General features: G+C 68.9%; 20 protein-coding genes. 10 read left to right on the top strand and 10 right to left on the bottom strand.

Translation table 11 applies throughout. From position 1 onward, the window contains the following. Window positions 1-23: 23 nt before the first annotated feature. From ACF8O7_RS26410 to ACF8O7_RS26420, 3 genes are read left to right on the top strand one after another with little or no spacing between them, the layout of a single operon-like run. Complete coding sequence (locus ACF8O7_RS26410) at window positions 24-713, top strand: GntR family transcriptional regulator (protein ID WP_012204897.1); 690 nt, start codon at window positions 24-26, stop codon at window positions 711-713. 8 nt (window positions 714-721) lie between these two features. Further along, window positions 722-3,808 carry an FAD-binding and (Fe-S)-binding domain-containing protein gene (locus ACF8O7_RS26415; protein WP_392444718.1) on the top strand — a complete coding sequence of 1,029 codons (3,087 nt, stop codon included), beginning with the start codon at window positions 722-724 and terminating at the stop codon, window positions 3,806-3,808. Window positions 3,809-3,856: 48 nt separating this feature from the next. Then, window positions 3,857-4,276, top strand: a complete 420-nt coding sequence (locus ACF8O7_RS26420; protein WP_016448177.1) for a heme-binding protein — start codon at window positions 3,857-3,859, stop codon at window positions 4,274-4,276. Window positions 4,277-4,288: 12 nt separating this feature from the next. Here ACF8O7_RS26420 and ACF8O7_RS26425 read toward each other — a convergent pair whose 3' ends face one another. Next, window positions 4,289-4,975 carry a GntR family transcriptional regulator gene (locus tag ACF8O7_RS26425; RefSeq protein WP_012204906.1) on the bottom strand — a complete coding sequence of 229 codons (687 nt, stop codon included), beginning with the start codon at window positions 4,973-4,975 and terminating at the stop codon, window positions 4,289-4,291. Window positions 4,976-5,203: 228 nt separating this feature from the next. Here ACF8O7_RS26425 and ACF8O7_RS26430 point away from each other — a divergent pair, with 228 nt between their 5' ends. Then, window positions 5,204-6,154, top strand: coding sequence for a transglutaminase family protein (locus ACF8O7_RS26430; protein WP_061287799.1), 951 nt, complete (start codon window positions 5,204-5,206; stop codon window positions 6,152-6,154). A gap of 36 nt (window positions 6,155-6,190) precedes the next feature. On the opposite strand, the gene ACF8O7_RS26435 is transcribed toward ACF8O7_RS26430, so the two are convergent. The 7 genes from ACF8O7_RS26435 to msrB form a co-directional block, all read right to left on the bottom strand. After that, the gene (locus tag ACF8O7_RS26435) at window positions 6,191-8,350 is read right to left on the bottom strand and encodes a TonB-dependent siderophore receptor (protein ID WP_252651604.1); all 2,160 of its coding nucleotides are present in this window, start codon (window positions 8,348-8,350) and stop codon (window positions 6,191-6,193) included. A 321-nt stretch (window positions 8,351-8,671) separates the two neighbouring features. Next, the gene (locus ACF8O7_RS26440; RefSeq protein WP_392444723.1) at window positions 8,672-9,358 is read right to left on the bottom strand and encodes a B3/4 domain-containing protein; all 687 of its coding nucleotides are present in this window, start codon (window positions 9,356-9,358) and stop codon (window positions 8,672-8,674) included. An 84-nt stretch (window positions 9,359-9,442) separates the two neighbouring features. Beyond that, the gene (locus ACF8O7_RS26445) at window positions 9,443-10,270 is read right to left on the bottom strand and encodes an AraC family transcriptional regulator (RefSeq protein ID WP_392444726.1); all 828 of its coding nucleotides are present in this window, start codon (window positions 10,268-10,270) and stop codon (window positions 9,443-9,445) included. 13 nt (window positions 10,271-10,283) lie between these two features. Beyond that, complete coding sequence (gene chrA / locus ACF8O7_RS26450) at window positions 10,284-11,663, bottom strand: chromate efflux transporter (protein ID WP_280047792.1); 1,380 nt, start codon at window positions 11,661-11,663, stop codon at window positions 10,284-10,286. Window positions 11,664-11,725: 62 nt separating this feature from the next. Next, window positions 11,726-12,475, bottom strand: coding sequence for a peptide-methionine (S)-S-oxide reductase MsrA (gene msrA, locus ACF8O7_RS26455; RefSeq protein WP_160855957.1), 750 nt, complete (start codon window positions 12,473-12,475; stop codon window positions 11,726-11,728). 34 nt (window positions 12,476-12,509) lie between these two features. Beyond that, window positions 12,510-14,294, bottom strand: coding sequence for a cytochrome c biogenesis protein DipZ (locus tag ACF8O7_RS26460; RefSeq protein ID WP_280047793.1), 1,785 nt, complete (start codon window positions 14,292-14,294; stop codon window positions 12,510-12,512). A 16-nt stretch (window positions 14,295-14,310) separates the two neighbouring features. Continuing rightward, window positions 14,311-14,811 carry a peptide-methionine (R)-S-oxide reductase MsrB gene (msrB, locus tag ACF8O7_RS26465; protein WP_047327255.1) on the bottom strand — a complete coding sequence of 167 codons (501 nt, stop codon included), beginning with the start codon at window positions 14,809-14,811 and terminating at the stop codon, window positions 14,311-14,313. Window positions 14,812-14,979: 168 nt separating this feature from the next. On the opposite strand from msrB, the gene ACF8O7_RS26470 reads away from it, so the two are divergent. The 6 genes from ACF8O7_RS26470 to ACF8O7_RS26495 all read left to right on the top strand — a co-directional run bounded on the left by ACF8O7_RS26470 (window position 14,980) and on the right by ACF8O7_RS26495 (window position 21,377). Then, window positions 14,980-15,696 (top strand): response regulator transcription factor, encoded by a 717-nt coding sequence (locus tag ACF8O7_RS26470; RefSeq protein ID WP_016448168.1) that lies wholly within the window; start codon window positions 14,980-14,982, stop codon window positions 15,694-15,696. Between the two features lie 2 nt (window positions 15,697-15,698). Further along, the gene (locus ACF8O7_RS26475) at window positions 15,699-17,204 is read left to right on the top strand and encodes an ATP-binding protein (protein ID WP_017404416.1); all 1,506 of its coding nucleotides are present in this window, start codon (window positions 15,699-15,701) and stop codon (window positions 17,202-17,204) included. 87 nt (window positions 17,205-17,291) lie between these two features. Beyond that, complete coding sequence (locus ACF8O7_RS26480) at window positions 17,292-19,010, top strand: FMN-binding glutamate synthase family protein (RefSeq protein ID WP_034364403.1); 1,719 nt, start codon at window positions 17,292-17,294, stop codon at window positions 19,008-19,010. A gap of 88 nt (window positions 19,011-19,098) precedes the next feature. Beyond that, a complete protein-coding gene (locus tag ACF8O7_RS26485) occupies window positions 19,099-19,377 on the top strand; it encodes a hypothetical protein (RefSeq protein WP_016448165.1) in 279 nt (92 codons plus the stop codon). A 16-nt stretch (window positions 19,378-19,393) separates the two neighbouring features. Further along, complete coding sequence (locus ACF8O7_RS26490) at window positions 19,394-21,067, top strand: PepSY-associated TM helix domain-containing protein (RefSeq protein WP_392444730.1); 1,674 nt, start codon at window positions 19,394-19,396, stop codon at window positions 21,065-21,067. Further along, complete coding sequence (locus tag ACF8O7_RS26495; RefSeq protein WP_160855961.1) at window positions 21,060-21,377, top strand: DUF3325 domain-containing protein; 318 nt, start codon at window positions 21,060-21,062, stop codon at window positions 21,375-21,377. Before ACF8O7_RS26490 ends, ACF8O7_RS26495 begins: the two co-directional genes overlap by 8 nt. Window positions 21,378-21,408: 31 nt before the next feature. On the opposite strand, the gene ACF8O7_RS26500 is transcribed toward ACF8O7_RS26495, so the two are convergent. Both ACF8O7_RS26500 and ACF8O7_RS26505 read right to left on the bottom strand, forming a co-directional pair. After that, on the bottom strand, window positions 21,409-23,676 hold the full coding sequence (locus tag ACF8O7_RS26500; protein WP_392444733.1) for an Ig-like domain-containing protein: 2,268 nt from the start codon (window positions 23,674-23,676) through the stop codon (window positions 21,409-21,411). Beyond that, window positions 23,673-23,924, bottom strand: a complete 252-nt coding sequence (locus ACF8O7_RS26505) for a hypothetical protein (RefSeq protein WP_209669476.1) — start codon at window positions 23,922-23,924, stop codon at window positions 23,673-23,675. The genes ACF8O7_RS26500 and ACF8O7_RS26505 overlap by 4 nt, the downstream gene beginning before the upstream one ends. Between the last annotated feature and the right edge of the window lie 59 nt (window positions 23,925-23,983).

Raw genomic sequence — 23,983 nt, forward strand, 5'->3', positions numbered from 1 at the left:
AATTCATTCGACCAGGAGAATCCATGGCGGAGATCATCGAGATTTCGCGGCTTGCCCTGCATGACCAGGTGGCGGCGCGGCTGCGCACCTGGCTGGTGGAGGGGCGCATACCGCCCGGCGCCAAGCTCAACGAGCGCGCGCTGTGCGAGCAGTTGCGCGTCTCGCGCACGCCGCTGCGCGAGGCCATCAAGCTGCTGGCCTCCGAAGGGCTGGTGGACCTGGTGCCCAACCGCGGCGCCGTGGCCGTGCGCCTGGGCGAGGCCGATGTGCTGCAGACCTTCGAGGTGCTGGCGGGGCTGGAGGGCATGTCGGGCGAGCTGGCCGCGCAGCGCATCAGCGAGCAGCAACTGGCCGAGGTGCGGGCCCTGCACTTCGAGATGCTGGCCAGCCATGCGCGGCAGGACCTGTCCGGCTACTACCGGCTCAATGCGCTGATCCACTCGGCCATCAACCGCGCCGCCGCCAACCCCGTGCTGGCCGAGACCTATGGCCGCATCAACGCCCGCGTGCAGTCGCTGCGCTTTCGCACCAACCAGGACGCGGCCAAGTGGAAGCGCGCCGTCCAGGAGCACGAACGCATGCTGGAGGCGCTGCAGGCGCGCGACGCCGCCGCGCTGCGCCAGGTGCTGGTGGCCCACCTGGAGCACAAGCGCGACACCGTCATCGCCCTGCTCAAGGCAGGCCAGATCTACCCACGAACCATGAACGAATGAGAGCCGCCATGCTGATGGAATCCACGCACCGCCTTGCCGCTTCCGCCGACGACACCGTGCCCGCCCCCGGCACCGTGCTGCCGCCCGACGATGTCAGCCAGATGCTGGCGCGCCGCCTGCGCTCGGACACGCGCGGCCAGGTCCTGTTCGACGCCGCCTCGCGCGGGCGCTATGCCACCGATGCCTCCATCTACCAGATCATGCCGGTGGGCGTCTTCGTGCCCACCTGCGAGCAGGACATCGCCACGGCCCTGCAGATCGCCCGCGAGCTGAAGGTGCCCGTGCTGCCGCGCGGCGGCGGCACCAGCCAGTGCGGGCAGACCACGGGCGCGGCCCTGGTGATCGACAACAGCAAGCATTTGCGCAACATCCTCTCGGTGGACCCCGATGCAGGCACGGCCGAGGTCGAGCCCGGCCTGGTGCTGGACCACCTCAACGCCCGGCTCAAGAAGCTCGGCCTGTGGTATCCGGTGGACGTATCGACCAGCGCCCAGGCCACGCTGGGCGGCATGGCGGGCAACAACTCCTGCGGCTCGCGCTCCATTGCCTACGGCAACATGGTCCACAACGTGCGCGGCGCCCGCGCCTGGATGGCCGATGGCGAGCTGCTGGACTTCGGCCCCGTCGCCCAGGCCACGGGCCGCGCGGCGCGCATTGCGCAATTCGTGCACGGGCTGGCGCAACAGCACCGCGAGGACATCCACGCCCACTGGCCCAAGGTCATGCGCCGCGTGGCGGGCTACAACCTCGACATCTTCGACAACCAGAGCGAGCGGCCCTACACGGCCGACGGCAGCGTCAACCTGGCCCATCTGCTGATAGGCGCCGAGGGCACGCTGGCCTACACGCGCTCGCTCACCCTGCAGCTCAGCGCGCTGCCGCGCGCCAAGGTGCTGGGCGTGGTCAACTTCCCCACCTTCCACGCGGCCATGGACTCGGCCCAGCACATCGTGAAGCTGGGCCCCACAGCCGTGGAACTGGTGGACCGCACCATGATCGAGCTGGGCCTGGCCAACCCGGCCTTCAAGCCCACCATAGAGACCGCGCTCATCGGCCGGCCCGCCGCCATCTTGCTGGTGGAATTCGCCGGCGACGACCGCGCCGCGCTGCTGGCGCGGCTGCGCCAGCTGGTGGAACTCATGGGCGAGCTGGGCCTGCCCGGCAGCGTGTTGGAAATGCCCGAGGAAGCGGCCCAGAAAAACCTCTGGGAAGTGCGCAAGGCGGGGCTGAACATCATGATGAGCCTCAAGGGCGACGGCAAGCCCGTGAGCTTTATCGAGGACTGCGCCGTGCCGCTGCAGCACCTGGCCGAGTACACCGACGCGCTCACCGAAGTGTTCGCGCGCCATGGCAGCCGGGGCACCTGGTACGCCCATGCCTCCGTGGGCACGCTGCATGTGCGGCCCATCCTGGACATGCGCACCGACGGCGCGGCGCGCATGCGCGCCATTGCAGAGGAAGCGGCCGAACTGGTGCGCAAATACAAGGGCGCCTTCAGCGGCGAGCACGGCGACGGGCTGTGCCGCGGCGAGTGGATTGCCTGGCAGTTCGGGCCCGCCATCACCGAGGCCCTGCGCGCCATCAAGCAGGAGTTCGATCCCCAGGGCCTGTTCAACCCCGGCAAGATCATCGATACGCCCAGGATGGACGATGGCCGGCTGTTCCGCTTCGCGCCCGCCGATACGCCCCGGCCCTACCGGCGCATTCCCATCACGCCCGTGCTCGACTGGTCCGCCTGGAACGTGCAGGCCGACCCGGTCACCGAAGTCACCACGGCGCCCGGCACGGGCGGCGACGTCACGGGCGGCTTTGCCAAGGCCGTGGAGATGTGCAACAACAACGGCCACTGCCGCAAGTTCGACGCCGGCACCATGTGCCCCAGCTACCGCGTCACGCGCGACGAACAGCACCTGACGCGGGGCCGCGCCAACACCCTGCGCCTGGCCATCTCGGGCCAGCTGGGGCCGGACGCCTTCACCAGCGAGGCCATGCACGACACCATGGACCTGTGCGTGGGCTGCAAGGGCTGCAGGCGCGACTGCCCCACGGGCGTGGACATGGCCCGCATGAAGGTGGAATTCCTGGCCCACTACAAGGCCCGCCATGGCCACACGCTCAAGGACCGGCTGGTTGCCCATCTGCCGCGCTACGCGGCCACGGCCAGCCGCATGCCCTGGCTGCTGAACCTGCGCAACCGCCTGCCCGTGCTGCGCCAACTGGGCGAAAAGCTGCTGGGCCTGTCCGCCCGGCGCTCGCTGCCGGCCTGGCGCAGCGACACCTTCTGGCGCGCGCCCGAAGCACATACCTTTCTTGACCGCGACCAGGCCCTGGCCCGCGCGGCGGCCGGCGAGCGCGTGGCCGTGCTCTTCGTGGACACCTTCAACGGCACCTTCGAGAGCGAAAACGCCCTGGCCGCCGCGCGCGTGCTGCAGGCGGCCGGCTATGCGCTGCACACCGCCAGCAAGTCCGGCAAAGAGGGGGGCGGCCACCACTGCTGCGGCCGCACCTACCTGGCCACCGGCATGGTCGAGCAGGCCAAGGCCAGCGCCGGTGCGCTGATCAACGCCCTGGCGCCGTTGGCCCGGGCCGGCATCCCCATCGTCGGCCTGGAGCCCTCCTGCCTGCTGACCCTGCGCGACGAAGCCCTGGTCATGGGCCTGGGCGAGCCTGCGCAGGCTGTTGCCGCCCAGGCCCTGCTGTTCGAGGAATTCATTGCCCGTGAAGTCAAGGCCGGCCGCTTCGCGCTGCCGCTGCGCGCCGCCGGGGCGCCCATCCTCGTGCACGGCCATTGCCACCAGAAGGCCTTTGGCGCGGTCAGCCCCATCCTCGACGTGCTGCGGCTGATTCCCGGCGCCCAGCCCGAGCTGATCGAAAGCTCCTGCTGCGGCATGGCCGGCAGCTTCGGCTACGAGGCCAGCCACCACCAGGTCTCCATGGACATGGCCGAGGCGGCCCTGCTGCCGGCCATACGCCAGCGCCCCGAAGCCATCGTCGTGGCCGACGGCACCAGCTGCCGCCACCAGATCGCCGACGGCGCGGCGCGCGAAGCCGTGCATGTGGCGCGGCTGCTGGAAAGCCTGCTGGACGCCCGCTGACTGCCCGCTGATCGCCATCCTCCATCCTTCACAGGACAAGGCACTCCCATGAAGCACAAGCCCTGCCTGGACCTCCAGGACATCAAGGCCATCGCCCAGGCCGCCGAGGCGCATGCCACGGCGCGCGGCTGGGCCGTCAGCATCGCCATCGCCGATGACGGCGGCCACCTGCTGTGGCTGCAGCGCCTGGACGGCGCGGCACCGGCCTCGGCCCACATCGCGCCGGCCAAGGCCCACGCCGCAGCACTGGGCCGCAAGGAAAGCCGGCTCTATGAGGAAATGATCAATGGCGGCCGCACCGCCTACCTGAGCGTGCCCGCGCTGCAGGGCCTGCTGGAAGGCGGCGTGCCCATCGCCAGGGAGGGCCACTGCCTGGGCGCCGTGGGCGTCAGCGGGGTGAAGCCGGCCGAGGATGCGGAGGTGGCGCGGGCGGGGATTGCGGCGCTGGGGGCCGCGCCGCAGCGGTAGGGGCCCTGGGCTTCAGCGCGCCTTGCGCGGCTGCAGGGCCTCGGCGCGCAGCATGGCCAGCACGGCATCGCGCTTGTGGTGCAGGTGGGTGACCAGCAGCTCGCGCAGGGCCGTGGCGTCGCGTGCGCCCAGGGCCTCGATCATGGCCTCGTGCTCCTTGACGGCCTGCTTCCACTTGGCCGTGTCCAGGTTGGTGCGAAAGCGCAGCGACTGCACGCGGTTGTTGATGCGCTGGAAGGTTTCCGTCAGTACGGGGTTCTTGGCGGCGCTGTTCAGCGCCGCGTGGATGGCGGCATTGAGCCGGTAGTAGGCGGACACGTCGGCGCGTGCCACGCTGGCCATCATCTCGTAGTGCAGGGCGCGGATCTCGGCGAATTCCTGGTCGGTGATGCGCTGGGCGGCCAGTTCGCCCGACAGGCCCTCGATGCCGGCCAGCACCTCGAAGGCGTGCATGACATCGGCCTCGCTCAGCTTGACGGCAATGGCGCCGCGGTTGGGCAGCAGGTCGGCCAGGCCTTCGGCGGCCAGCAGCTTGATGGCCTCGCGCAGCGGCGTGCGCGAGACGCCGAGCTGCTCGCACAGCTCGCGCTCGTTGAGCTTGGCGCCCGGGGCGATGCGCCCCTCGATGAGCATGGACCGCAAACGGTCCGCCACCTGCTCGTGCAGCGCCGCCCGCGATATCTCGATGATCTCCGCCATCTAGCGGTCTCCTTGGCTGTTCCTGGCTGGTGGATGCCCCCGCCACAGGTATTGCGCCATGCGGGGCGGCGCCGATGTTAGCCGAGTTTGCATCCCCTGCGGGCCGCCGGGCGGGCGCACGCGCTGTCCCTGCCAAGCACTACAGGCTTTTCAGCAGGGGCCTACGGCCGGCGGAGACTCTTGATCCCACCATGGATGCCGATCCGACAGACCAACCAGGGAAAAACAATGGCCCAACCAGGAATCAGGCTGCAGATCCAGGTGGATCTTGCCTATGACATCCGCGATCCGGCCGGGGCCGACTTCGTGTTCAACATCCATGCGGCCCACACCTCGCACCAGACGGTGGAGAACGAGCGGCTGGTACTCAGCCAGCCCGTGGAGCCCGACATTGCCACCGAGCCCGCCACCTCCACGCGCTTCATGCGCCTGCATGCCAACCCCGGCCCCCTGCACCTGACCTACACGGCCACCGTCTGCATCGCGCACCACCGCGAGGATCCGGCGGCGCTGGGCGAGGTGCCGGTGCGCTGCATCCCGCTGGAGGTCCTGCCCTACATCTACCCCAGCCGCTACTGCCAGTCCGACCGGCTGATGCAGCTGGCCTTCCGCAATTTCGGCCACTTGGCGCCCGGCTATTCGCGCGTGCTGGCCATACAGCAGTGGGTGCAGGAGCTGGTGACCTTCGCTTCGGCCACCAGCAACTCGTCCACCTCGGCCGTCGATACCCTGGTGGAGCAGGTGGGCGTGTGCCGCGATTTCACGCACTTGATGATCGCCCTGTGCCGTGCGCTGAACATTCCTGCCCGCATCGCCACCGGCACGGACTACGGTGCCGACCCTGCGCTGGGCCCGCCCGATTTCCATGCCTACGTGGAAGCCTACCTGGGCGACAGGTGGTACCTGTTCGATGCATCGGGCACGGCCATTCCCATGGGCTTCATGCGCTTTGGCACGGGTCGTGACGCGGCCGACGTGGCCTTTGCCACCATCTTCGGCAACGTGGTGGCCATGGCCCCCATGATCCAGACACAGGCCCTGGAAGACGAGCGCAGCCAGCTGCCCCGGCAGTGCAGCGAGGCGCTGTCGACCACCGCGCCGTCGCCCGCCGTGCTGTCGGGCTGCGCATCGTTTGGCAGCACGGCGGACAGAAGGAGCTTCAGGCAGCTGCCTGCCTGAGCTGCCTGCGCTGTAAAAGGCGCGCGGCGGCGGCTCTCAGAAGCGGTGCGTTCCCGTCACCGCAAAGGTGCGCCGCTGGCCGTAGAAGCAGTCGCCGCGTGCCAGGCACTGCGTGATCTGCACCTTGTCGGTCAGGTTGACCACGTTGAAGGCCAGGCGCCATGGGCCGGCGTCATAGGACACCATGGCGTCCAGCAGGGTGGCCGAAGGCGTGTCCACCAGGCTGGTGCCCGTCCACTGCGAACCCGTGTAGCGCACGCCCGCACCCAGGCTCCAGCCGCCGCGCCCTTCGCTGGCAAAGCGGTGGGTCAGCCAGGCCGATGCCGTGTGGCGCGGCACGCTGGTCACGCGCTGGCCCTGGTCGCCGCCATTGCTGCGCGAGATGACGGCGTCGGTGTACGCATAGGCGAGCGTGGCGTCCCAGTGGCGGGCCAGGCTGGCGGTCAGCTCGGCCTCGAAGCCGTTAACCTTGACCTCGCCGATCTGCAGGCTGTTGAGCGGGTTGGCCGGGTCGGTGGTCTTGCGGTTCTTCTCGCGCAGCGTGTAGACGGCGGCAAAGGCCGACAGGCCCTGGCCCGGTGGCTGCCATTTCACGCCGGCTTCCCATTGCTCGCCGCGCTGCGCCTTGTAGGGCGTGCCGTAGACGTTCACGCCGCCCAGCGGCTGGAAGGACTCGGAGTAGCCCAGGTAGGGCGCCCAGCCACCGTCCATCTGGTAGGTGGCGCCTGCGCGCTTGGTCCAGGCCTTCTCGTCCACGGCGGAGGCGGGACGGCCTTCGGTGTCCGTCTGCGCGCTGTCGTGGCGCAGGCCCAGGGTGGCGGTCCAGCGGCCCCACTTGATCTGGTCCTGGGCGTAGAAGCCCAATTGCTTTTGCGACACGCCCGGCTGGCGCACCAGCTGCGAGGCCGTGGGCGGCGTGAAGTTGCCGTAGACGGGGTTGTAGACGTCAAACGGCGCGGTCAGTCCGCGCCAGGTGGACTGGCTGGTGCTGTTGCGCTGTGCGTCCATGCCGGCCAGCACGGTGTGCTCGGCCGTGCCCCAGCGCAGCCGGCCTTCGAGCTGCGTGTCGATCACCAGCATGCGCCCGCCGTTGACCTGCCAGGAGGCATCGCGGTAGACGCTGCGGTTGTCGGGGTTGAAGACCGGGCGCGCAGGGCGGCCCTGGCCGGGGATGGCGGTGAAGCTGGTGTAGATGGAGCGGTAGTCCACGTCGCTGATGGTGCGCCGCAGGTTCTGGCGCACGGTCCAGTCCGCGTTCAGGCGGTGGCTGAACAGGTAGCCCCAGGATTTGTTCTCTGTGTCGAAAGAGTCCCAGCCGGGCTCGCCGATGAAGGTGCTGGTGGGAATCTGGCCGTAGGGGCTGGGCAGGCGCGTGCCCTGCCAGGGGAAGAAGCCGATCAGCGAGCCGCTCTTGTCCTTCTGGTAGAGCGCCTGCAGCGTGAGCGAGGTATCGGCGCTGGGCCGCCACGTCAGGCTGGGCGCGATGACCAGGCGGTCGTCGTTCACATGGTCCACCTGGGTGCCGCTTTCCCGGCCCACGGCCACCAGCCGGTACAGCCACTGGCCGTCTTCGGTGACGGCGCCGGTCAGGTCGGTGGCAATCTGCTTGCGCCCGTAGCTGCCCACCTGCACCTGCACCTCGCGCAGCGCCTCGGCCTGCGGGCGCTTGCTGGTGAGGTTGAGCACGCCGCCCACGCTGCCCTGGCCGTAGAGCACGGAAGAGGGTCCGCGCAGGAATTCCACGCGCTCCAGCGTATAGGGATCGGGCCGGCTGGTGTTGTAGGTGCCGTAGGTGCGCAGCAGACCGTCCTGGTACTGGCTCACGTTGCCGCCGCGTGCCGAGAAGCTGTCCACCCGGCTGTCAAAGTAGTTGGACACCACGCCGGCGCTGTAGGCGGTGGTCTGGCGCAGCGTCTGCACGCCCTGCGCCTCGAACTGGTCGCGCGTGACCACGCTGATGGCCTGGGGCGTCTCTATCAGCGGCGTGTCGGTCTTGGTGGCCGAGATGGCGCGCTTGGCGGTGAAGCCCACCACAGGGCCGGTGGGATTTTCCTTCTCGGTGCCTGCGTTCACGGTGACCGGGGCGAGCGTGGCCTCGGGGACCTTGTCAGGCTGGGCCTGTGCGTGGGCTGCGCCGCACAGGGCAAGCAGGGCGGCATGCGCAACTGCCGTGCGCGAGAGTCTTTGGGTAAGCATGGTCAATGGTCGAGAGCTGGGAAACCTGTGCCGTGGGGCGTGCTCTGGGTGCGTCGGCGCTGCTGCCGGCCCTGGGGCCAGCAGCGCAGCCTGTCATGGCGGGTGCGGATTCTAGAATGACAATGGGAATGATTTCTTTTTCTTTTCATTTGTATGTAGCATGCAACGCATTGTTATCAATTTGATAGCGTAGAAGCTTGTTTTGAAGGGACCTGCGGGTCGATGTGCAGGGCGGTGCGATACGCGTACGGTCTTGCTTGCGGGAAGTCCGCGCAGCGTGATAGCCCCTTTCACGCCGGGGCGCCAGCGGCCCCGGTCGCCTCAGGCCAGGGTGGCCTGCAAGGGGTTGCCTGGGTGTGAAACTACCTCGGGCCACAGCCGACCGGCCGCCGCCTGCAACGCTTGCACCAACTGCTGCGTATCCGTCTTGCCGGTGGCGTGCAGCGCTTCGGTCACGATCAGCGCGTTGACGGTGGATTCGCGCACTGCCGAGTGGCCGCTTTGGCGGTTGCACCAGCGCCGGGCGTGGGCGCGGCCAGCCGTGTCGGCAAAGATGATTTCGCCGGGCTCGGGATATTCGATCTCGCCCGAGAAGGTCTCGTAGACCTCGCTGCCGGTTGCGGGGCGCACCTGCAGGCAGCCGCTGATGCGGTCCAGGTCGAAGACGGCCACGGGAATGGCAAAGGCCACCGAGGCCGCATTGCACAGGTCCACCAGCGGATGCAGGCCGGGAAGATCACCCTCCTTGCGCAGGCGGCGCAGCAGGGCCTCGGCGGCGCAGCGGTATTGCGTGGGCTTGAGGCCCATCCTGGCAAAGCCGCGCCGCCAGGCCTGAATGGATGGCATCTCGCTTTCCGGGGTGCAGGCCAGGTTCTGCCTGGCCTGTGCCATGAAGGGGGCGATCACGGCGTGTGCGGGCACGTCGGGCGACAGGCCGCGCAGCAGCAAGGTCTGCGTGGCCAGTTCAGGAAAGTCGCGGGGGATGGAGGGTGCGTAGGAGAACGGCAAGATCGGGCCTTGTGATTGGAGAGGGGATGTGATCCCCATCCTCGCCAGGCCGGTTTGCGTGGTCTTGAAGGAAATTGCAGCGCGTCACGCAGCGCAGGCGCTTGCTGCCCTGGCATAGAAGCCGGGCGCCATGCCGAAGCTGCGCACGAACAGGCGCGTCATATGGCTCTGGTCGGCAAAGCCGCTGTGCGCGGCGGCCTCGGCCAGCGGCATGCCGCTGGCGATGAGCCCGCGCGCCTGGTGCAGGCGCCGCTGCAGCAGATAGGCATGGGGCGTCATGCCTGTGGCGCGCGCAAAGGCGCGCAGGAACTGGTAGCGGCTCAGGCCCGCCTCTTGGGCCAGGGCGCCCAGGGTCAGGGGCGCGCCGGGATCGTCGTCCATCCGGGCGCGGGCCAGGGTGATGGGGGCCGGTGCGCGGGGCGCCGGGGCAGGGCGCTGCAGCATGCCGCCCAGCAGCTGCAGCAGGGCTTCGTCCAGGTCCAGGGCGTCCGCTGGCTCGCCGCTGCCGGTCATCCTGCGGTACAGGGTCTGAAAACACGCGGCCAGGCCCGGGTCGCGCACGGCGGGCTGGCGGAACTCGAAGCCGGCCGCCGGCCCTGCGCCATCCATGTCCGCCATGAGCCCGGCCACGACCCAGGGCTCCAGGTAGAGCATGCGCCAGGCGCGACCGCCGTCGCCCAGGGGCATGCCGTCATGCAGCTCGCCGGGGTTGACCATGATGAGGTCACCAGCCCCGGCCTCGTAGAGACCTCGTCCGCTGGCGGACTTCTGCGCGCCACGCTCGATCAGGCCGATGCCGTACTGCTCGTGGGTATGTCGCCCAAAGTGCCTCGCCGTGTCGGCGGCCACGGCCTCCACGCCTGCGGTGCGGCAGCGCAGCCAGCTGAAATGCCCACCCGTGGTCGAAACCATGCCGCAGCCTTTCCTACCCACCCTGGCGTGCCAGCGTGATCGCCAGGCCGGCCAGTCCCGCGCCCACCACCACGGGGATCACGCCGACCTTCCAGCGCAGCAGCGCGGCCGCCGCAGCCAGGCCCAGCAGTGCGGACGGCCAGTCGAAGGGACCCGCCCAGCCCTGTGGCCACAGCACGTGCCAGGCAAAGAACACGGCCAGGTTGGCGATGACGCCCACCACGGCGGCCGTGATGCCCGTCAGCGGCGCGGTGAAGCCCAGCCTGCCATGGGTGGACTCGATGAAGGGGCCGCCCAGCAGGATGAAGGCAAAGGACGGCAAAAAGGTGAAGAAGGTCACGACCAGGGCGGCGGCGGCGCCGGCAGGCAGCAGCGCATCGGGGCCGAACACCTGCGTGCTCCAGCCGCCCAGGAAGCCCACGAAGGACACCACCATGATCAGCGGCCCCGGCGTGGTCTCGCCCAGGGCCAGCCCGTCCATCATCTGCGCGGCCGTGAGCCAGTGGTAGTGGTCCACGGCGCCCTGGTAGAGGTAGGGCAGCACGGCGTAGGCGCCGCCAAAGGTCAGCAGTGCCGCCTTGGTGAAGAACCAGCCCATCTGGGTGAGTGCGCCCTGCCAGCCGAAGGCGGCGGTCAGCAGGCCCAGCGCCAGGGCCCAAAGCCCCAGGCTGGCCGCCAGCACCTGGCTGAAAAAACGCCAGCTGAACCGTGCATGGGCCGGTACGGGCGTGTCATCGTCGATGACGGCCGGGCCGTGGCTGCCGCCGCCGTGGCCGTGCCCGCCTGCAGGGGCGAAGTGGCGCGGCGCCAGCCTGCCCCCCAGGTAGCCCAGTGCGCCGGCCGCCAGCACGATCAGCGGAAACGGCAGCTTCAGCGCGAAGATGGCCACGAAGGCCGCCGCGGCAATGCCCCACAGCCAGCCGTTGCGCAAGGTGCGCGAGCCCACGCGCCAGGCCGCCTGCACCACCAGCGCCGTCACGGCCGGCTTGATGCCGTAGAAGATGCCGGCAATGGCCGGCACATGGCCGAAGGCCACATAGATCCAGGACAGGCCGATCAGCAGCACCAGCGAGGGCAGCACGAACAGCCCGCCGGCCACGATGCCGCCCCAGGTGCGGTGCAGCAGCCAGCCGATATAGGTGGCCAGCTGCTGCGCCTCGGGGCCGGGCAGCAGCATGCAGTAATTGAGCGCATGCAGGAAGCGCCCCTCCGAGATCCAGCGCCGCCGCTCCACCAGGTCCTCATGCATGATGGCGATCTGCCCGGCCGGCCCGCCAAAGCTGATGCAGCCCAGCTTCAGCCAGTAGCGCAGGGCTTCGGCGCGGGTGGGGGCCACAGGGGCCGCGGGAAGGGGCGCGGGCGGGTTGGGTGCGGTCTGCAGGCTGGAGGGCATGCCGCAAATGTCTCATACGGCAGCCGCCCCCGATGCCTGAAGGCACCCGCGCTGCGCAGGCGCTACATCTGCCGCGCGGCCTGCTTGACCAGCACCGGCTCGGCCCGGTAGTTGTCCGGGAACAGGCGCTTGAGCTGTTGGACCTTGGGCAGGTCGTTGATGACGATGTAGGGATGGCGCGGGTTCTCGGTCATGAAGTCCTGGTGGTAGTTCTCGGCCGGGAAGAAGCTGGGCTTGTCCTCCAGCCGGGTCACGATGGGCTTGCCGAAGACCTTGGCGGCATCGAGCTGGGCCACATAGGCCTGGGCGGTCCTGAGCTGCGCGGCGTCGGTGGCGAAGATGGCCGAGCGGTACTGCGGGCCCGTGTCTGGCCCCTGGCGGTTGAGCTGGGTCGGGTCATGGGCCACGGAAAAGTAGATCTGCAGCAGCTGCCCGTAGCTGACCTGGGCCGGGTCATAGGTGATCTCGACCGACTCCGCATGCCCGGTGCGGCCGCTGCTCACCGCCGAATACGAGGCCTGGGCCGCCGTGCCGCCGCTGTAGCCCGAGACGGCGCGCTGCACGCCCTTGACATGCTGGAACACGCCCTGCACTCCCCAGAAGCAGCCGCCCGCAAAGATGGCTTTCTGCGGCCCCTGGCCCGTGGCGGGCATGTCCTGCGCGGGTGGCGGAATGCGCACGGCCTGCTCGGCCGCCTGCAGGTCGCTGCCCTGCCACAGCAGGGCGCCGCCCAGCAGCACGGCGCTGCCGGTCAGCAGTTGGAGAAGGCCGCGGCGGCGGGGTGCGGCGGCGAGGGGGGAATCGTTGGTCATGGTGTCTCTCCGGTGAAAGTGAAGCGGCCAGGGATCAGCCAAAGGTGAAGGCATAGGCGGAGATGCCGGGGTCCAGGAATTCGATGCTGAAGGTGCGTTCGGCTGCGCCGCCGTCCTGGCGCACCAGCTGGTACAGGCGCTGCGCGGTCACGCTGCCGCTGCCGTCGGCGGCCACGTCCATGCCGCGCGAGGCGCCGGGCGCCTTGCCGTCGATCAGTACCTTGAAGCGCACGGGCTTGCCATCGCTGCCCGGGCCCAGCACCAGGTGCAGGTCGCGTGCCTGGAAGCGGTAGGTGATGCGGCCGGTGGCGCCGTCCAGCGTGGCGCTTTCCGGGCCCACCGTCCATTGGCCGCTCAGGCCCCAGGCGTTGAGCGGCAGGCGCTCGGGCGTGGCATAGGCGGTGGCCTGGTCGTGCACGGCGGCAGGCGTGGCGGCAAATTGCTCGGCGCGCTCATAGCCCAGGTAGGTCTCGTGCGAGCGCACGGCTGCCATGTCGGCTGCCTGCTGCACGCCCTGGGCCTGCACGTCGATCAGGCCCAGGTCCACCTGCTTCGATCCGGCTTCCTGCAGCAGTTGCTGGATCACGCGCTCGGACTCGGCATAGCCGCCTTCGCCAAAGTGGTGGTGCCGGATGCGGCCCTGGGCATCGATGAAGTAGTGCGCCGGCCAGTACTGGTTGTTGAAGGCGCGCCAGATCTTGTAGCCGTTGTCCACGGCCACGGGGTAGCTGATGCCCAGGTCCTTGATGGCCTTTTCCACGTTGGACAGCTTGCGCTCGAAGGCGAACTCCGGCGCATGCACGCCCACCACCACCAGGCCCTGGTCGCGGTACTTCTCGGCCCAGGCCTTCACATAGGGCAGGGTGCGCAGGCAGTTGATGCAGGAATAGGTCCAGAAATCCACCAGCACCACCTTGCCGCGCAGTTGTTCGGCCGTCAGCGGCGTGGAGTTGAGCCAGTCGGTGGCGCCGTCCAGCGCAGGGGCCAGCCCTTCGTCCGGCAGGGCGGCGCGGGACGGGCCAGCACCGGAGCCCCTGTCCACGGCGGCCATCATTGCGGGACCGGCCTGCATGGCCATGGCACCACCCTCGGGCCTGCCGCTCAGGCGGTCCACCAGCCTTTGCTCCAGGCCGCCGGTGGAGGCCGTGGACACTTGCGCCAGCACGCCCGTGTCCAGCCCCAGCGCAATCGCGCCCACGCCGGCCAGCATGGCCGCGCCCAGCCCGCGCCGCACCCATTCGCCCGCGCCCAGCATGCGCTTGAGCGCCGCAAACACCTTGCCGCCCAGCAGCAGGGCCGCCGCCATGGAGGTGGCCGCACCGGCCGCATAGGCCAGCAGCAGCAGGCTGGAGGTGGTGTTGGCGCCCTGCAGTGCGGCGCCCGTGAGGATCAGGCCCAGGATGGGGCCCGCGCAGGGCGCCCACAGCAGGCCCGTGGCCACGCCCAGCAGCAGCGAGGCGCCGGGGCGGGCGCCGCCGTCCGTGCCCTGGGCACGCTCGGACAGGCGCGAGCCCGCCGCCACCAGCGGCCGCGTCAGCCGCTCGGACAGGCCGGGCCACAGCAGGGTCAGCGCAAACACGGCGACCAGGCCCAGGGCCAGCCAGCGGCCGTATTCATTGGCGGCCACCACCCAGCCGCCGCCCACGGCGGCCAGCGAGGCCACCAGGGCGAAGGTCAGCGCCATGCCCGCCAGCAGCGGCAGGCCGCTTTTGGCGAAGGGCTGGTCGGCGCGCGCAAAGACGAAGGGCAGCACCGGCAGGATGCAGGGGCTGAAGATGGTCAGCACCCCGCCCAGATAGGCCAGGACGATCAGCAGCATGGCGTGGCTCCCGGGTTCAGGCAGGCTGGGGCGTGAACGTCAGGGACAGCCCGTTCATGCAGTAGCGCAGGCCCGTGGGCCTGGGGCCGTCGTCGAAGACATGGCCCAGGTGGCCGCCGCAGCGGCGGCAATGCACCTCGGTGCGCAGCATGCCGTAGGTGCGGTCCTGGCGCGTGGCCACGGCCTTGTCCAGCGGCTGCCAGAAGCTGGGCCAGCCCGTGCCGCTGTCGAACTTGGTCTTGGAAGAGAACAGGGGCAGCGCGCAGCCTGCGCAGGCAAAGGTGCCCGCGCGGTGCTCCTTGTTCAGCGGGCTGGTGCCGGCGCGCTCCGTGCCTTCCTTGCGCAGGATCCGGTACTGCTCGGGCGTGAGGCGGGCGCGCCACTCGGCATCCGTGTAGCTGACCTCGAAGACTTCGCTGGAGGCGGCCGCTGGCGCGCGGCGCGGGAACAGGCTGGCCGCCAGCACGGCGGTGGTGCCGGCGCCTGCGGTCCACAGAAGATGGCGTCTGGTGGTCATGGTGTGCTCCTGAAGGTTGCGTGCGTCTGAAAACGATGCGATGCCAGTCAGGTTAGGGCGCCGGCCTCCCGAAGTCCTCACGCAGAGTTCAAAGATTCGTGATAACTCCCGGCCCCGGTATTGCGCACAATGGCAGCCACTCCCGCCACTTCCAGGAAACCGCATCCGATGACCGCCACGCGCCGCGTACTTCTCGTCGAGGACGACGCCCATATCGCCGACCTGCTCACGCTGCACCTGCGCGACGAAGGCCTGGAAGTCATGCACTGCGCGCGCGGCGACGACGGCCTGCGCCAACTGGAGCGCGGCGGCTGGGACGCGCTGGTGCTGGACATCATGCTGCCCGGCGTGGACGGCCTGGAGATCTGCCGCCGCGCCCGCGCCATGGCGCGCTACACGCCCATCATCATCATCAGCGCGCGCTCCAGCGAGGTGCAGCGCATCCTGGGCCTGGAGATCGGCGCCGACGACTACCTGGCCAAGCCGTTTTCCGTGCTGGAGCTGGTGGCGCGCGTCAAGGCGCTGCTGCGCCGCGTGGAGGCGCTGGCCCAGAACGCGCGGCTGGAGTCCGGCAGCCTGTCCATTGACGGCCTGGCCATGGACCCCGTGGCGCGCGATGCCCGGCTTCATGGTGCCCGGCTGGACCTGACCCCGCGCGAGTTCGACCTGCTGTACTTCTTTGCGCGCCAGCCCGGCAAGGTGTTCTCGCGCATGGACCTGCTCAATGCCGTCTGGGGCTACCAGCACGAGGGCTACGAGCACACCGTCAACACCCACATCAACCGCCTGCGCGCCAAGATCGAGGCCGACCCGGCCCAGCCCGCGCGCATCCTCACCGTCTGGGGGCGCGGCTACAAGTTCGCCGAGGCGGGCGAGGGCGCATGACCATGAAACTGCGCCTGACACTGACCCAGCGCCTGTCCCTGGTCTTTGCCGTGCTGCTGCTGGTGTGCAGCGGCACCTCCGCCTGGATGCAGCTGCGCGCCAGCCGCATGCACGAGCTGGAAGTGGTGCAGGGCCTGTCGCGCGACGTGGCCGAAAGCATTGCGCGCGACGCCCAGCTGACCGACGCCAACGGCCTCATGCCCGGCGCCGTGCGCAGCTTCTTCAACCAGCTCATGCTGGTCAACCCCAGCGTGGAGGTCTACCTGCTGGACGCCGACGGCCGCATTGCCGGCCATGCCGCCCCCGACGGCCGCGTGCGCCGCGAGCGCGTGGACCTGGCGCCCGTGCACCGGCTGCTGGAAGGCGGCACGCTGCCCATCCTGGGTGACGACCCGCGCAGCGTCGAAGGCCGCAAGGTCTTCAGCGCGGCGCCGCTGCGCGTCAACGGCAAGGAAGTGGGCTTCATCTACGTGGTGCTGCAGGGCGAGGCGCATGACCAGCTGGTGGCGCAGGGCTCGGCCAACTCGGTGCTCAGCACGGCGCTGTGGTCCATCGGCCTGGTGGCGCTGCTGTGCCTGGTGGCCGGCCTGGTGGCCTTTGCGCTGATCACGCGGCCGCTGCGCCGGCTCACCGAAGAGGTGGCCGGCTTCGACATCCATGGCACCCCCCCGGACCTGCCGGCCCCCCAGCCCGGTGCCGCGCAGGACAGCCGCGACGAGATCGCCGTGCTGGACGCGGCCTACCGCCGCATGGTGGCGCGCATCGGCGAGCAGTGGCGCGCCCTCACGCGCCAGGACCAGGAGCGGCGCGAGCTCATCGCCAACGTCTCGCACGACCTGCGCACGCCGCTGTCGTCCCTGCACGGCTACCTGGAAACGCTGCTGCTCAAGGACGCCGTGCTCGACACCACCGAACGCCGCCGCTACCTGGGCATTGCCCTGGCACAGAGCCAGAAGGTGGGCGAGCTGGCGCAAAGCCTGTTCGAGCTGGCGCGCCTGGAATACGGCTTTGTCCAGCCCGAGCCGGAGCCGTTTTCCATGCCCGACCTGGTGCAGGACGTGTTCCAGAAATTCGAGCTGCGTGCCGAGGCGCGACAGGTGGCGCTGCGGGCCGACTTCCCAGCCCGCCTGCCCGTCGTCCAGGCCGACCTGGGGATGATCGAGCGCGTGCTGGGCAACCTGCTGGACAACGCGCTGCGCCACACCCCCGAAGGCGGCAGCATCCAGGTGGCGCTGGCGGCGGCGGGCAACGCCGTCGAAGTCACCGTGGCCGACACCGGCCCCGGCATCCCGGCCGATCTGCGCGAAGGCCTGTTCGAGCGGCCCTTCACCGTGGGCGGCGCCCGCCGCGGCGGCGGCCTGGGCCTGCGCATCGTCCACCGCATGCTGGAGCTGCACGGCTGCCGCATCGAGCTGGTGGATCCGCCGGGGCAGGGGGCGAGCTTCCGGTTCGTGCTGCCTGCGGCCGCGCAGGCAACGGGCGCCGGCGCCCGGCCGCGCCAGGGCTGACGCGGATCGTGGGTTAACCTTGTGCACAGCGCGCCCTCGAAGGCGCGGCATGCACAAGATCGTCAACTCGTTCCGAGGACCCACGCCATGTCAACGTCTGCCTCTCCCGTTCATCGCCTGCCCGCATGGGTGCCGCTGCGCTACACCACGTTCTGCCTGAGCCTGGTCGGCAGCGCGGGGCTGCTGGTGGCGGCGCTGGTGTGGGGAGGGCTGTGGTGGTGGCTGGGCTTTGGCGTGTGCGCCGCGCTGGCGCTGCTGGGCGTGCGCGACATGACCCAGGTGCGCCATTCGGTGCTGCGCAACTACCCCATCATCGGCCACCTGCGGTTTCTGCTGGAGTTCATCCGGCCCGAGATGCGGCAGTACTTCATCGAGTCCGACCATGAGGCGCTGCCGTTCTCGCGCGCCCAGCGCTCCCTGGTCTACCAGCGCGCCAAGGGCGACCCGGACAGCCGCCCGCTGGGCACGCAGCTCAATGTCACGGCCCAGGGCTATGAATGGGTGAACCATTCCATGCAGCCCACCAGGCTGGCCTCGCATGACTTCCGCATCACCATCGGCTGCGCCGATGAAGGTGCCTCGCCCTGCACCCAGCCCTACAGCGCCAGCATCTTCAACATCTCGGCCATGAGCTTTGGCGCGCTGTCGGCCAATGCCATCCTGGCGCTGAACAAGGGCGCGAAGATGGGCGGATTTGCGCACGACACGGGCGAGGGCTCCATCAGCCAGCACCACCGCGTGCACGGCGGCGACCTGATCTGGGAGGTGGCCTCGGGCTACTTCGGCTGCCGCAACGACGATGGCACGTTCAGCGAGGAGAAATTCATCGCCAACGCCACCGACCCGCAGGTCAAGCTCATCGAGATCAAGCTCAGCCAGGGCGCCAAGCCCGGCCACGGCGGCATGCTGCTGGGCGCCAAGGTCACCCCCGAGATCGCCGCCGCGCGCGGCGTGCCGGTGGGCGTGGACTGCATCAGCCCCTCCAGCCACAGCGCCTTCAGGACGCCGGTGGAGATGATGCATTTCATCGCCCGCCTGCGCGAGAAGTCGGGCGGCAAGCCCACGGGCTTCAAGTTCTGCGTGGGCCATCCCTGGGAGTGGTTCGCCATCGTCAAGGCCATGCAGGAGACGGACATCACGCCGGACTTCATCGTGGTCGATGGCGCCGAGGGCGGCACGGGCGCGGCGCCCGTGGAGTTCACCGACCACGTGGGCGTGCCGCTGCAGGAAGGCCTGCTGCTGGTGCACAACACGCTGATCGGCGTGGGCCTGCGCCACCGCATCAAGATCGGCGCGGCCGGCAAGGTGATCACGGCCTTCGACATCGCGCGCATGATGGCGCTGGGCGCCGACTGGTGCAACGCCGGGCGCGGCTTCATGATGGCCCTGGGCTGCATCCAGGCGCAGAACTGCCACACCGGCCACTGCCCCACGGGCGTGGCCACGCAGGACGCGGCGCGCCAGAAGGCCCTGGTCGTGCCCGACAAGGCCACGCGCGTGGCCAACTTCCATGACAAGACCCTGCATGCGCTGCAGGAGCTGGTGCAGGCGGCGGGCCTGGAGCACCCCTGCGACATCACGGCCCACCACATCGTGCGGCGCATCTCCGACACCGAGGTGCGCCAGCTCGCCAACCTGGTCCTGCGCGTGGAGCCCGGCGCTCTGCTGGGGCCGCTGGACAAGCAGCACAACGTGTTCAAGCTCTACTGGCCAGGGGCGCGCGCGGATACCTTCCAGTTCGTGCCGCCCACGCTCAAGCCTTCGGCACCGCAGGCCAAGGCGCAGGCGGCAGGCCAGCCCGCATAGGGACACCACGGCCGATCACGGGTTTTGACGGCGCTCGGGGATAATGCGCCCCGAGCACTTTGGTCCACGACTGTATTTTTCTTTGTAAATGAAAACTATTTTGGTTCGCATTGCAGCTGCCGTCTTCGGCGGCTATGCCTTCACCTGGGGCTTCATCGCCCTGGGCGTGGCGCTGATGTTTGCCGCCGGAATGGAGTTCCACGATGCCGAGCATCTGGGCTACATCCTCGGCTTCCTGGTGTTTCTGACGGTGTTCCTCTGGGCCTTTGCGGCGCAGAGCCTCCCGCGCGTCTGGGCCGTGCTGGCCGGCGGCGGCATTGTCATGACCGGTTGCGCATCGCTGCTCCAGCAGATGCTGCTGCCCTGAATCCGGAGAACGCCCCATGTTCCAGAACTTCCGCCTCTCCATGGCCTGGCTGCACACCTGGTTCGGGCTTGCGCTCGGCTTCGTGCTCATGGCCGCCTTCTTCTTCGGCGCGCTGTCGGTGTTCGACCGCGAGATCGACCGCTGGGCCATCCCGGCCTCGCGCTTCGAGCCCACGCCCATGCCCTCGTACGACCAGATCCTCAAGCCGGTCTTCGAGTCCATGCAGCCCAACGCCCAGGCGCGCGATGCCATGCGCGGCGAGGTCAACGGCCCGCTGCCCGAGCGCTTCGACACGCCCCAGCGCTGGGGCGCCTACACCACCCACCGCGATCCCGTGCTGGGCCTGTTCGCCGGCTACGAGGTACCCAACGCCAAGAAGCCCGAGACCCTGATCTGGGCCATGCGCACCATCGACCCGCGCAATGGCGAATCCCTGCCGGACGACCACCTCAAGATCGGCAGCCGCTTCTTCTACCCGCTGCACTACAGCCTGACGCTCAACTGGATGAACCTTGGCTACTGGATCGTGGGCTTTGCCGCACTCATCATGCTGGTGGCCCTGGTCAGCGGCGTGGTCATGCACCGCAAGATCTTCCGCGAGCTGTTCACCTTCCGTCCGAAGAAGGCCACCCAGCGCAGCGTGCTGGACCTGCACAACATGACGGGCGTGGTGGCGCTGCCCTTTCACTTCTTCTTCGCCTTCACGGGGCTGGTGATCTTTGCGGGCATCTACTTCCCCATCACCCATACCCAGCTGGAGCCCCTGCACGAGCTGCACGAAAAAATGGAGGCCGAGGAAACCGGCCTGCCGCACGACCGCGCCGGCGTGGCCGCACCCGTGGCCTCGGTGGACGCCATGGTGGCCGAGGCGCAGCGCCGCTGGGCCGCCAAGGGCATGGCCGGCGACGTGGGCTTCCTGTCCGTCACCCATGTGGGCGATGCCAATGGCTACGTCAGCGTCTACCGCGCCGGCACCGACCGCATCGCGCTCACGGGCGAGGGCATCCACTTCAAGGCCAGCACGGGCGCGCTGCTGCGCGAAGACCCGCCGCGCACGGCCGTGGACAGCATCAACACCTTCCTCACCGGCCTGCACCTGCAGCACTTCCGCCACTGGCTGCTGCGCTGGCTGTACGTGCTGGGCGGCCTGGCCGGCTGCGCCTGCATTGCCACCGGCTTTGTCTTCTTCGTGGAAAAGCGCAAGAAGCAGCACGCCAAGCAGGGCGTGCAGGGTGCGCGCGTGGTCGATGCCCTGGCCGTCACCACCGTCACCGGCATGCTGGTGGCCGCCCTGGGCATGCTGATCGCCAACCGCCTGCTGCCCGAGGCCATGCCCCAGGGCTGGCCGGGCCGGGGCGACATGGAACGCTATTTCTTCTGGGCCACCTGGCTGCTGGCCATGGCGCATGCCTTTGTGCGCAGCGCCCCCGTGGCCCGGGGCCTGCCCAACCCCGCCTGGCGCGAGCAGTGCTGGGCCGTGGCCGCCATGGCCGTGGTGGCCGTGCTGCTGAACTGGCTGACCACGGGCGACCACCTGTTCAAGACCCTGGGCGCGGGCTACTGGCCGGTGGCCGGCGTGGACCTGTTCATGCTGGCCAGCGCCGTGCTGGCCGTGGTGGTGGCGCGCAAGCTCAAGACGCGCGCCGCGCCCGCCATGCCCTCGCGCGCCGCGGAGGTGGCCCATGTCTGAGGGACTGATGGACGCACTGCTGCTGGCCGCCGCCTTTGCCGCCTCGCTGGCCGGCATGGCCTGGTTTGCGCTGGCCAAGGACGTGCACTGGGAGCAGGTGCACGGCGACATGCCCCAGCCCGATGGCAAGGTCAGGCTGCTGCGCTGGCTGGGCGCCTCAGGCCTGGCCGCCTCGCTGGGCCTGTGCCTGGCGGTGGACCATGCCTCCATGGCCTCCCTGGTCTGGATCATGACGCTGGCAGCCGCCGCCCTGGCCATTGCCTTCACGCTGACCTGGCGGCCGCGCTGGCTGCGCTGGCTGCCGGCCTGACGTTTGCGCGGGACCTGCGCCCGCTGCGGGCTCAGGCCTGCCTTTTCCTCATCCTGCGGCTGGCCAGATAGGCCATGCCGCACAGCAGCGCCAGCATGCCGCCCTGGCCCAGGCCGGGAACGGCCTGGACATTTCCGGGGCCGGGACCGGGTCCTGGGTCCGTGCCCGGACCGGGGTCGGGATCGGTGCCCGGGCCGGGATCGGGAGGATCGGCAGCGATCACCTCGATGGTCACGGATGCTGGTGCGGCAGCGCTCTGGTGCCCGTCGGATACCGTGAAGGCGAAGGTATCGGGCCCGGAGTAGCCGGCCGCCGGCGTGTAGACCAGCGTACCCGTCTGGGGATCGAAGCCGCTGATGACGCCATGGGCGGGGCCGGCGGTGATCTCGAAGCGCAACGGGTCCGACTCGAAGTCCGTGCCAGCGAGGGTGATGGACAGCGCCGTATCCTGCGGGGTCGTGACGGCTTGCGGCAGGGCCACGGGGGCGGCGTTGGCCGCCATCGCGTTGGAAAAGCGCGAGGTGTCACCGGTGGAAATCCGGGTGGCGGTCGCCGTGACAGCGGCCTGGTCGCCCGGGGGCATGGCGCCCTTGAACACCAAGGGCGCATGGCCGGAGGCATCGGTGGTCACGGTCTGCGAGCCCAGCAGAACCTTGCCGGCGGCGCGCTCCACCAGCCCGTCGGGCAGCCTGGGCGTCGAGAAATACTCGATGCGCATGCTCTCGTTGGCGACGCTGTCCAGCGTGCCGGACAGGCCCTCGGGCGTCACCGTGAGCAGCACCGGCTCGGCAGGATCTCCATTGGCCAGGCTGGTTCGTGCGATGCCTCCCTCGGTATTGCCGTAGATGGCATTGCCGAGCATGGAGACGCCCTTGACTTCGTCCCCCCGCAATCCCACGCCGAACAGCCTGTTGTGGGCAATCACGTTGGCATGTGCCGCGTCGTCACCGCCGACCAGGGTGTCATGGGCCTTCTGGAAAAAGGAAACGCCTTCCCCATTGGGCAGGGCAGTTCCCTGGGGACTGACGCCCACGTAGTTGCCCTGCACGAGGTTGTTCTTGCTGGCGCCCTGGAACTGTATGCCGGACGCCTTGCTGCCACCGACGATGTTTGCGCGCACGGTCACCTCGTCCGAATCCTTGATGACGATGCCCCATTGATTGGGCAGCATGGTGCTGGCATCCAGGCTGGTTCCCACGATATTCCCGGCAATCAGGGTATTCGGGTTGCGTGCGCCGTAGTTTCCATTCAATTCAATGGCCGTTTCCTTGTTTCCGGCAATCAGGTTGCCGTCCTCAGGGCCTGTGCCAATGCGATGTCCGCCCTCCGACGAAAAGAATACGGCAATGCCTGGCCCATTGTTGGGAATCATGGCCGTGCCGGCTGCATTGGTTCCGACTCGGTTGCGGGTCACCAGCGTGTGGGCGCCGGAAATGGAAATCGCGGAGGAGCCGCCTGTTTCCCTGACATTGCCGGAGACGAGGTTGCTGTCGATCAGCGTGCCGGTAAAGTCGGATGCCACGCTGATGCCGTTTCCCTGGTTTCCCAGGGCCGCATTGCCGGTGATATCGGTGCCTATGTAGTTTCCCTGAATGATGTTTCCTGTACCGGCGCCCGGCCAGGAAAGCCATATTCCGGAATTTTCCGCCGCGGAAATGACATTTCGCCCGCCAATATCCAGATTCCCGATGCGGTTGCGGTTGCCGGAGTGGACAAGGATGTTGCTGCGATTGCCCATGGCAACCGTTCCCGATGCGTCAACGCCTATATGGCAGCCCAGCACGGTGTTGCCGTCGCCGGTCACCGCCAGGGCCGTATTGAAGCCGCCTATCGCCAGGCCGCGCACCGTGATGGCGCCTGCCAGCTCGAGCCCTATGCCGAACTCGGGGCTGCCTGACTGCAGCGTGATCAGGGGGCGGCGTGGCAAGTGGTCCTCATAGCCGGGCTGCGTGCTGGCGTCCACGGTGAGCGATGTGGCCGGTGCAATGGGCTGCATGAGCCTGCCATTCCAGTTGCTTTGGGTGACGATGGTCTGCTCTCCCCCCGCACCGATGCGGAACTCGATGCGGTTGTCGCCGCCTTTGTTGCGGTTGGCGTTGGCGTAGGTGATGGCATCGCGCAGGGTGCAGGGGCCCAGGCCGGTGCTGGCGCACGGGCCGGTTGCGTCGGCGGCGCTGTCCACCACGACGGTCCATGCGTGGGCCGTGGCGATGCAGCCTTGCGACAGCAATGCCAGGGCGAGCAGGCGCAGGGGCCTGCGTGCCGCCGTGGGAGTGAATCGTTGCCTGTATATGCTCATTGCCTTTTTACTTTCCCTGAAATGGACTGCCGAAACGCCTTGCGGGCATTGATTGCGCAATTGCTGGACAGGGCGCTGCAATTTCGCATGTGCGGCGTCTGTGTGGAATATCCCGGGGCCTGCCCAAGAAAATGAAGCAGCCCTTGTTGATGAATCAAGCCGGCAATGATCCCCGGGGCATCCGAGTTTGGGTCTAAGAATTTTCTTAAATCATCAAGACTGCTGAAATCGCTGAAGAGATCGGACAAGGTCTTTGATGACGAAGCGAGGCGGGCGATATTCCCGGGTGAAGCGGCGTGCACGGGTT

Source organism: Delftia sp. WSY_16 (assembly GCF_043104415.1).
GTDB classification, from domain to species: domain Bacteria; phylum Pseudomonadota; class Gammaproteobacteria; order Burkholderiales; family Burkholderiaceae_C; genus Comamonas; species Comamonas tsuruhatensis.

What these genes read in the sequence shown, in the direction of transcription:
- ACF8O7_RS26445 (WP_392444726.1), bottom strand. Translation starts at nt 10,270, where the DNA reads ATGGTTTCGACCACGGGTGGGCATTTCAGCTGGCTGCGCTGCCGCACC.
- msrA (WP_160855957.1), bottom strand. Translation starts at nt 12,475, where the DNA reads ATGACCAACGATTCCCCCCTCGCCGCCGCACCCCGCCGCCGCGGCCTT.
- ACF8O7_RS26485 (WP_016448165.1), top strand. Translation starts at nt 19,099, where the DNA reads ATGAAAACTATTTTGGTTCGCATTGCAGCTGCCGTCTTCGGCGGCTAT.
- ACF8O7_RS26460 (WP_280047793.1), bottom strand. Translation starts at nt 14,294, where the DNA reads ATGCTGCTGATCGTCCTGGCCTATCTGGGCGGGGTGCTGACCATCTTC.
- ACF8O7_RS26470 (WP_016448168.1), top strand. Translation starts at nt 14,980, where the DNA reads ATGACCGCCACGCGCCGCGTACTTCTCGTCGAGGACGACGCCCATATC.
- ACF8O7_RS26415 (WP_392444718.1), top strand. Translation starts at nt 722, where the DNA reads ATGCTGATGGAATCCACGCACCGCCTTGCCGCTTCCGCCGACGACACC.
- ACF8O7_RS26435 (WP_252651604.1), bottom strand. Translation starts at nt 8,350, where the DNA reads ATGCTTACCCAAAGACTCTCGCGCACGGCAGTTGCGCATGCCGCCCTG.
- ACF8O7_RS26410 (WP_012204897.1), top strand. Translation starts at nt 24, where the DNA reads ATGGCGGAGATCATCGAGATTTCGCGGCTTGCCCTGCATGACCAGGTG.
- ACF8O7_RS26490 (WP_392444730.1), top strand. Translation starts at nt 19,394, where the DNA reads ATGTTCCAGAACTTCCGCCTCTCCATGGCCTGGCTGCACACCTGGTTC.
- ACF8O7_RS26500 (WP_392444733.1), bottom strand. Translation starts at nt 23,676, where the DNA reads ATGAGCATATACAGGCAACGATTCACTCCCACGGCGGCACGCAGGCCC.
- ACF8O7_RS26475 (WP_017404416.1), top strand. Translation starts at nt 15,699, where the DNA reads ATGAAACTGCGCCTGACACTGACCCAGCGCCTGTCCCTGGTCTTTGCC.
- chrA (WP_280047792.1), bottom strand. Translation starts at nt 11,663, where the DNA reads ATGCCCTCCAGCCTGCAGACCGCACCCAACCCGCCCGCGCCCCTTCCC.
- ACF8O7_RS26495 (WP_160855961.1), top strand. Translation starts at nt 21,060, where the DNA reads ATGTCTGAGGGACTGATGGACGCACTGCTGCTGGCCGCCGCCTTTGCC.
- ACF8O7_RS26480 (WP_034364403.1), top strand. Translation starts at nt 17,292, where the DNA reads ATGTCAACGTCTGCCTCTCCCGTTCATCGCCTGCCCGCATGGGTGCCG.
- ACF8O7_RS26430 (WP_061287799.1), top strand. Translation starts at nt 5,204, where the DNA reads ATGGCCCAACCAGGAATCAGGCTGCAGATCCAGGTGGATCTTGCCTAT.
- ACF8O7_RS26420 (WP_016448177.1), top strand. Translation starts at nt 3,857, where the DNA reads ATGAAGCACAAGCCCTGCCTGGACCTCCAGGACATCAAGGCCATCGCC.
- ACF8O7_RS26425 (WP_012204906.1), bottom strand. Translation starts at nt 4,975, where the DNA reads ATGGCGGAGATCATCGAGATATCGCGGGCGGCGCTGCACGAGCAGGTG.
- msrB (WP_047327255.1), bottom strand. Translation starts at nt 14,811, where the DNA reads ATGACCACCAGACGCCATCTTCTGTGGACCGCAGGCGCCGGCACCACC.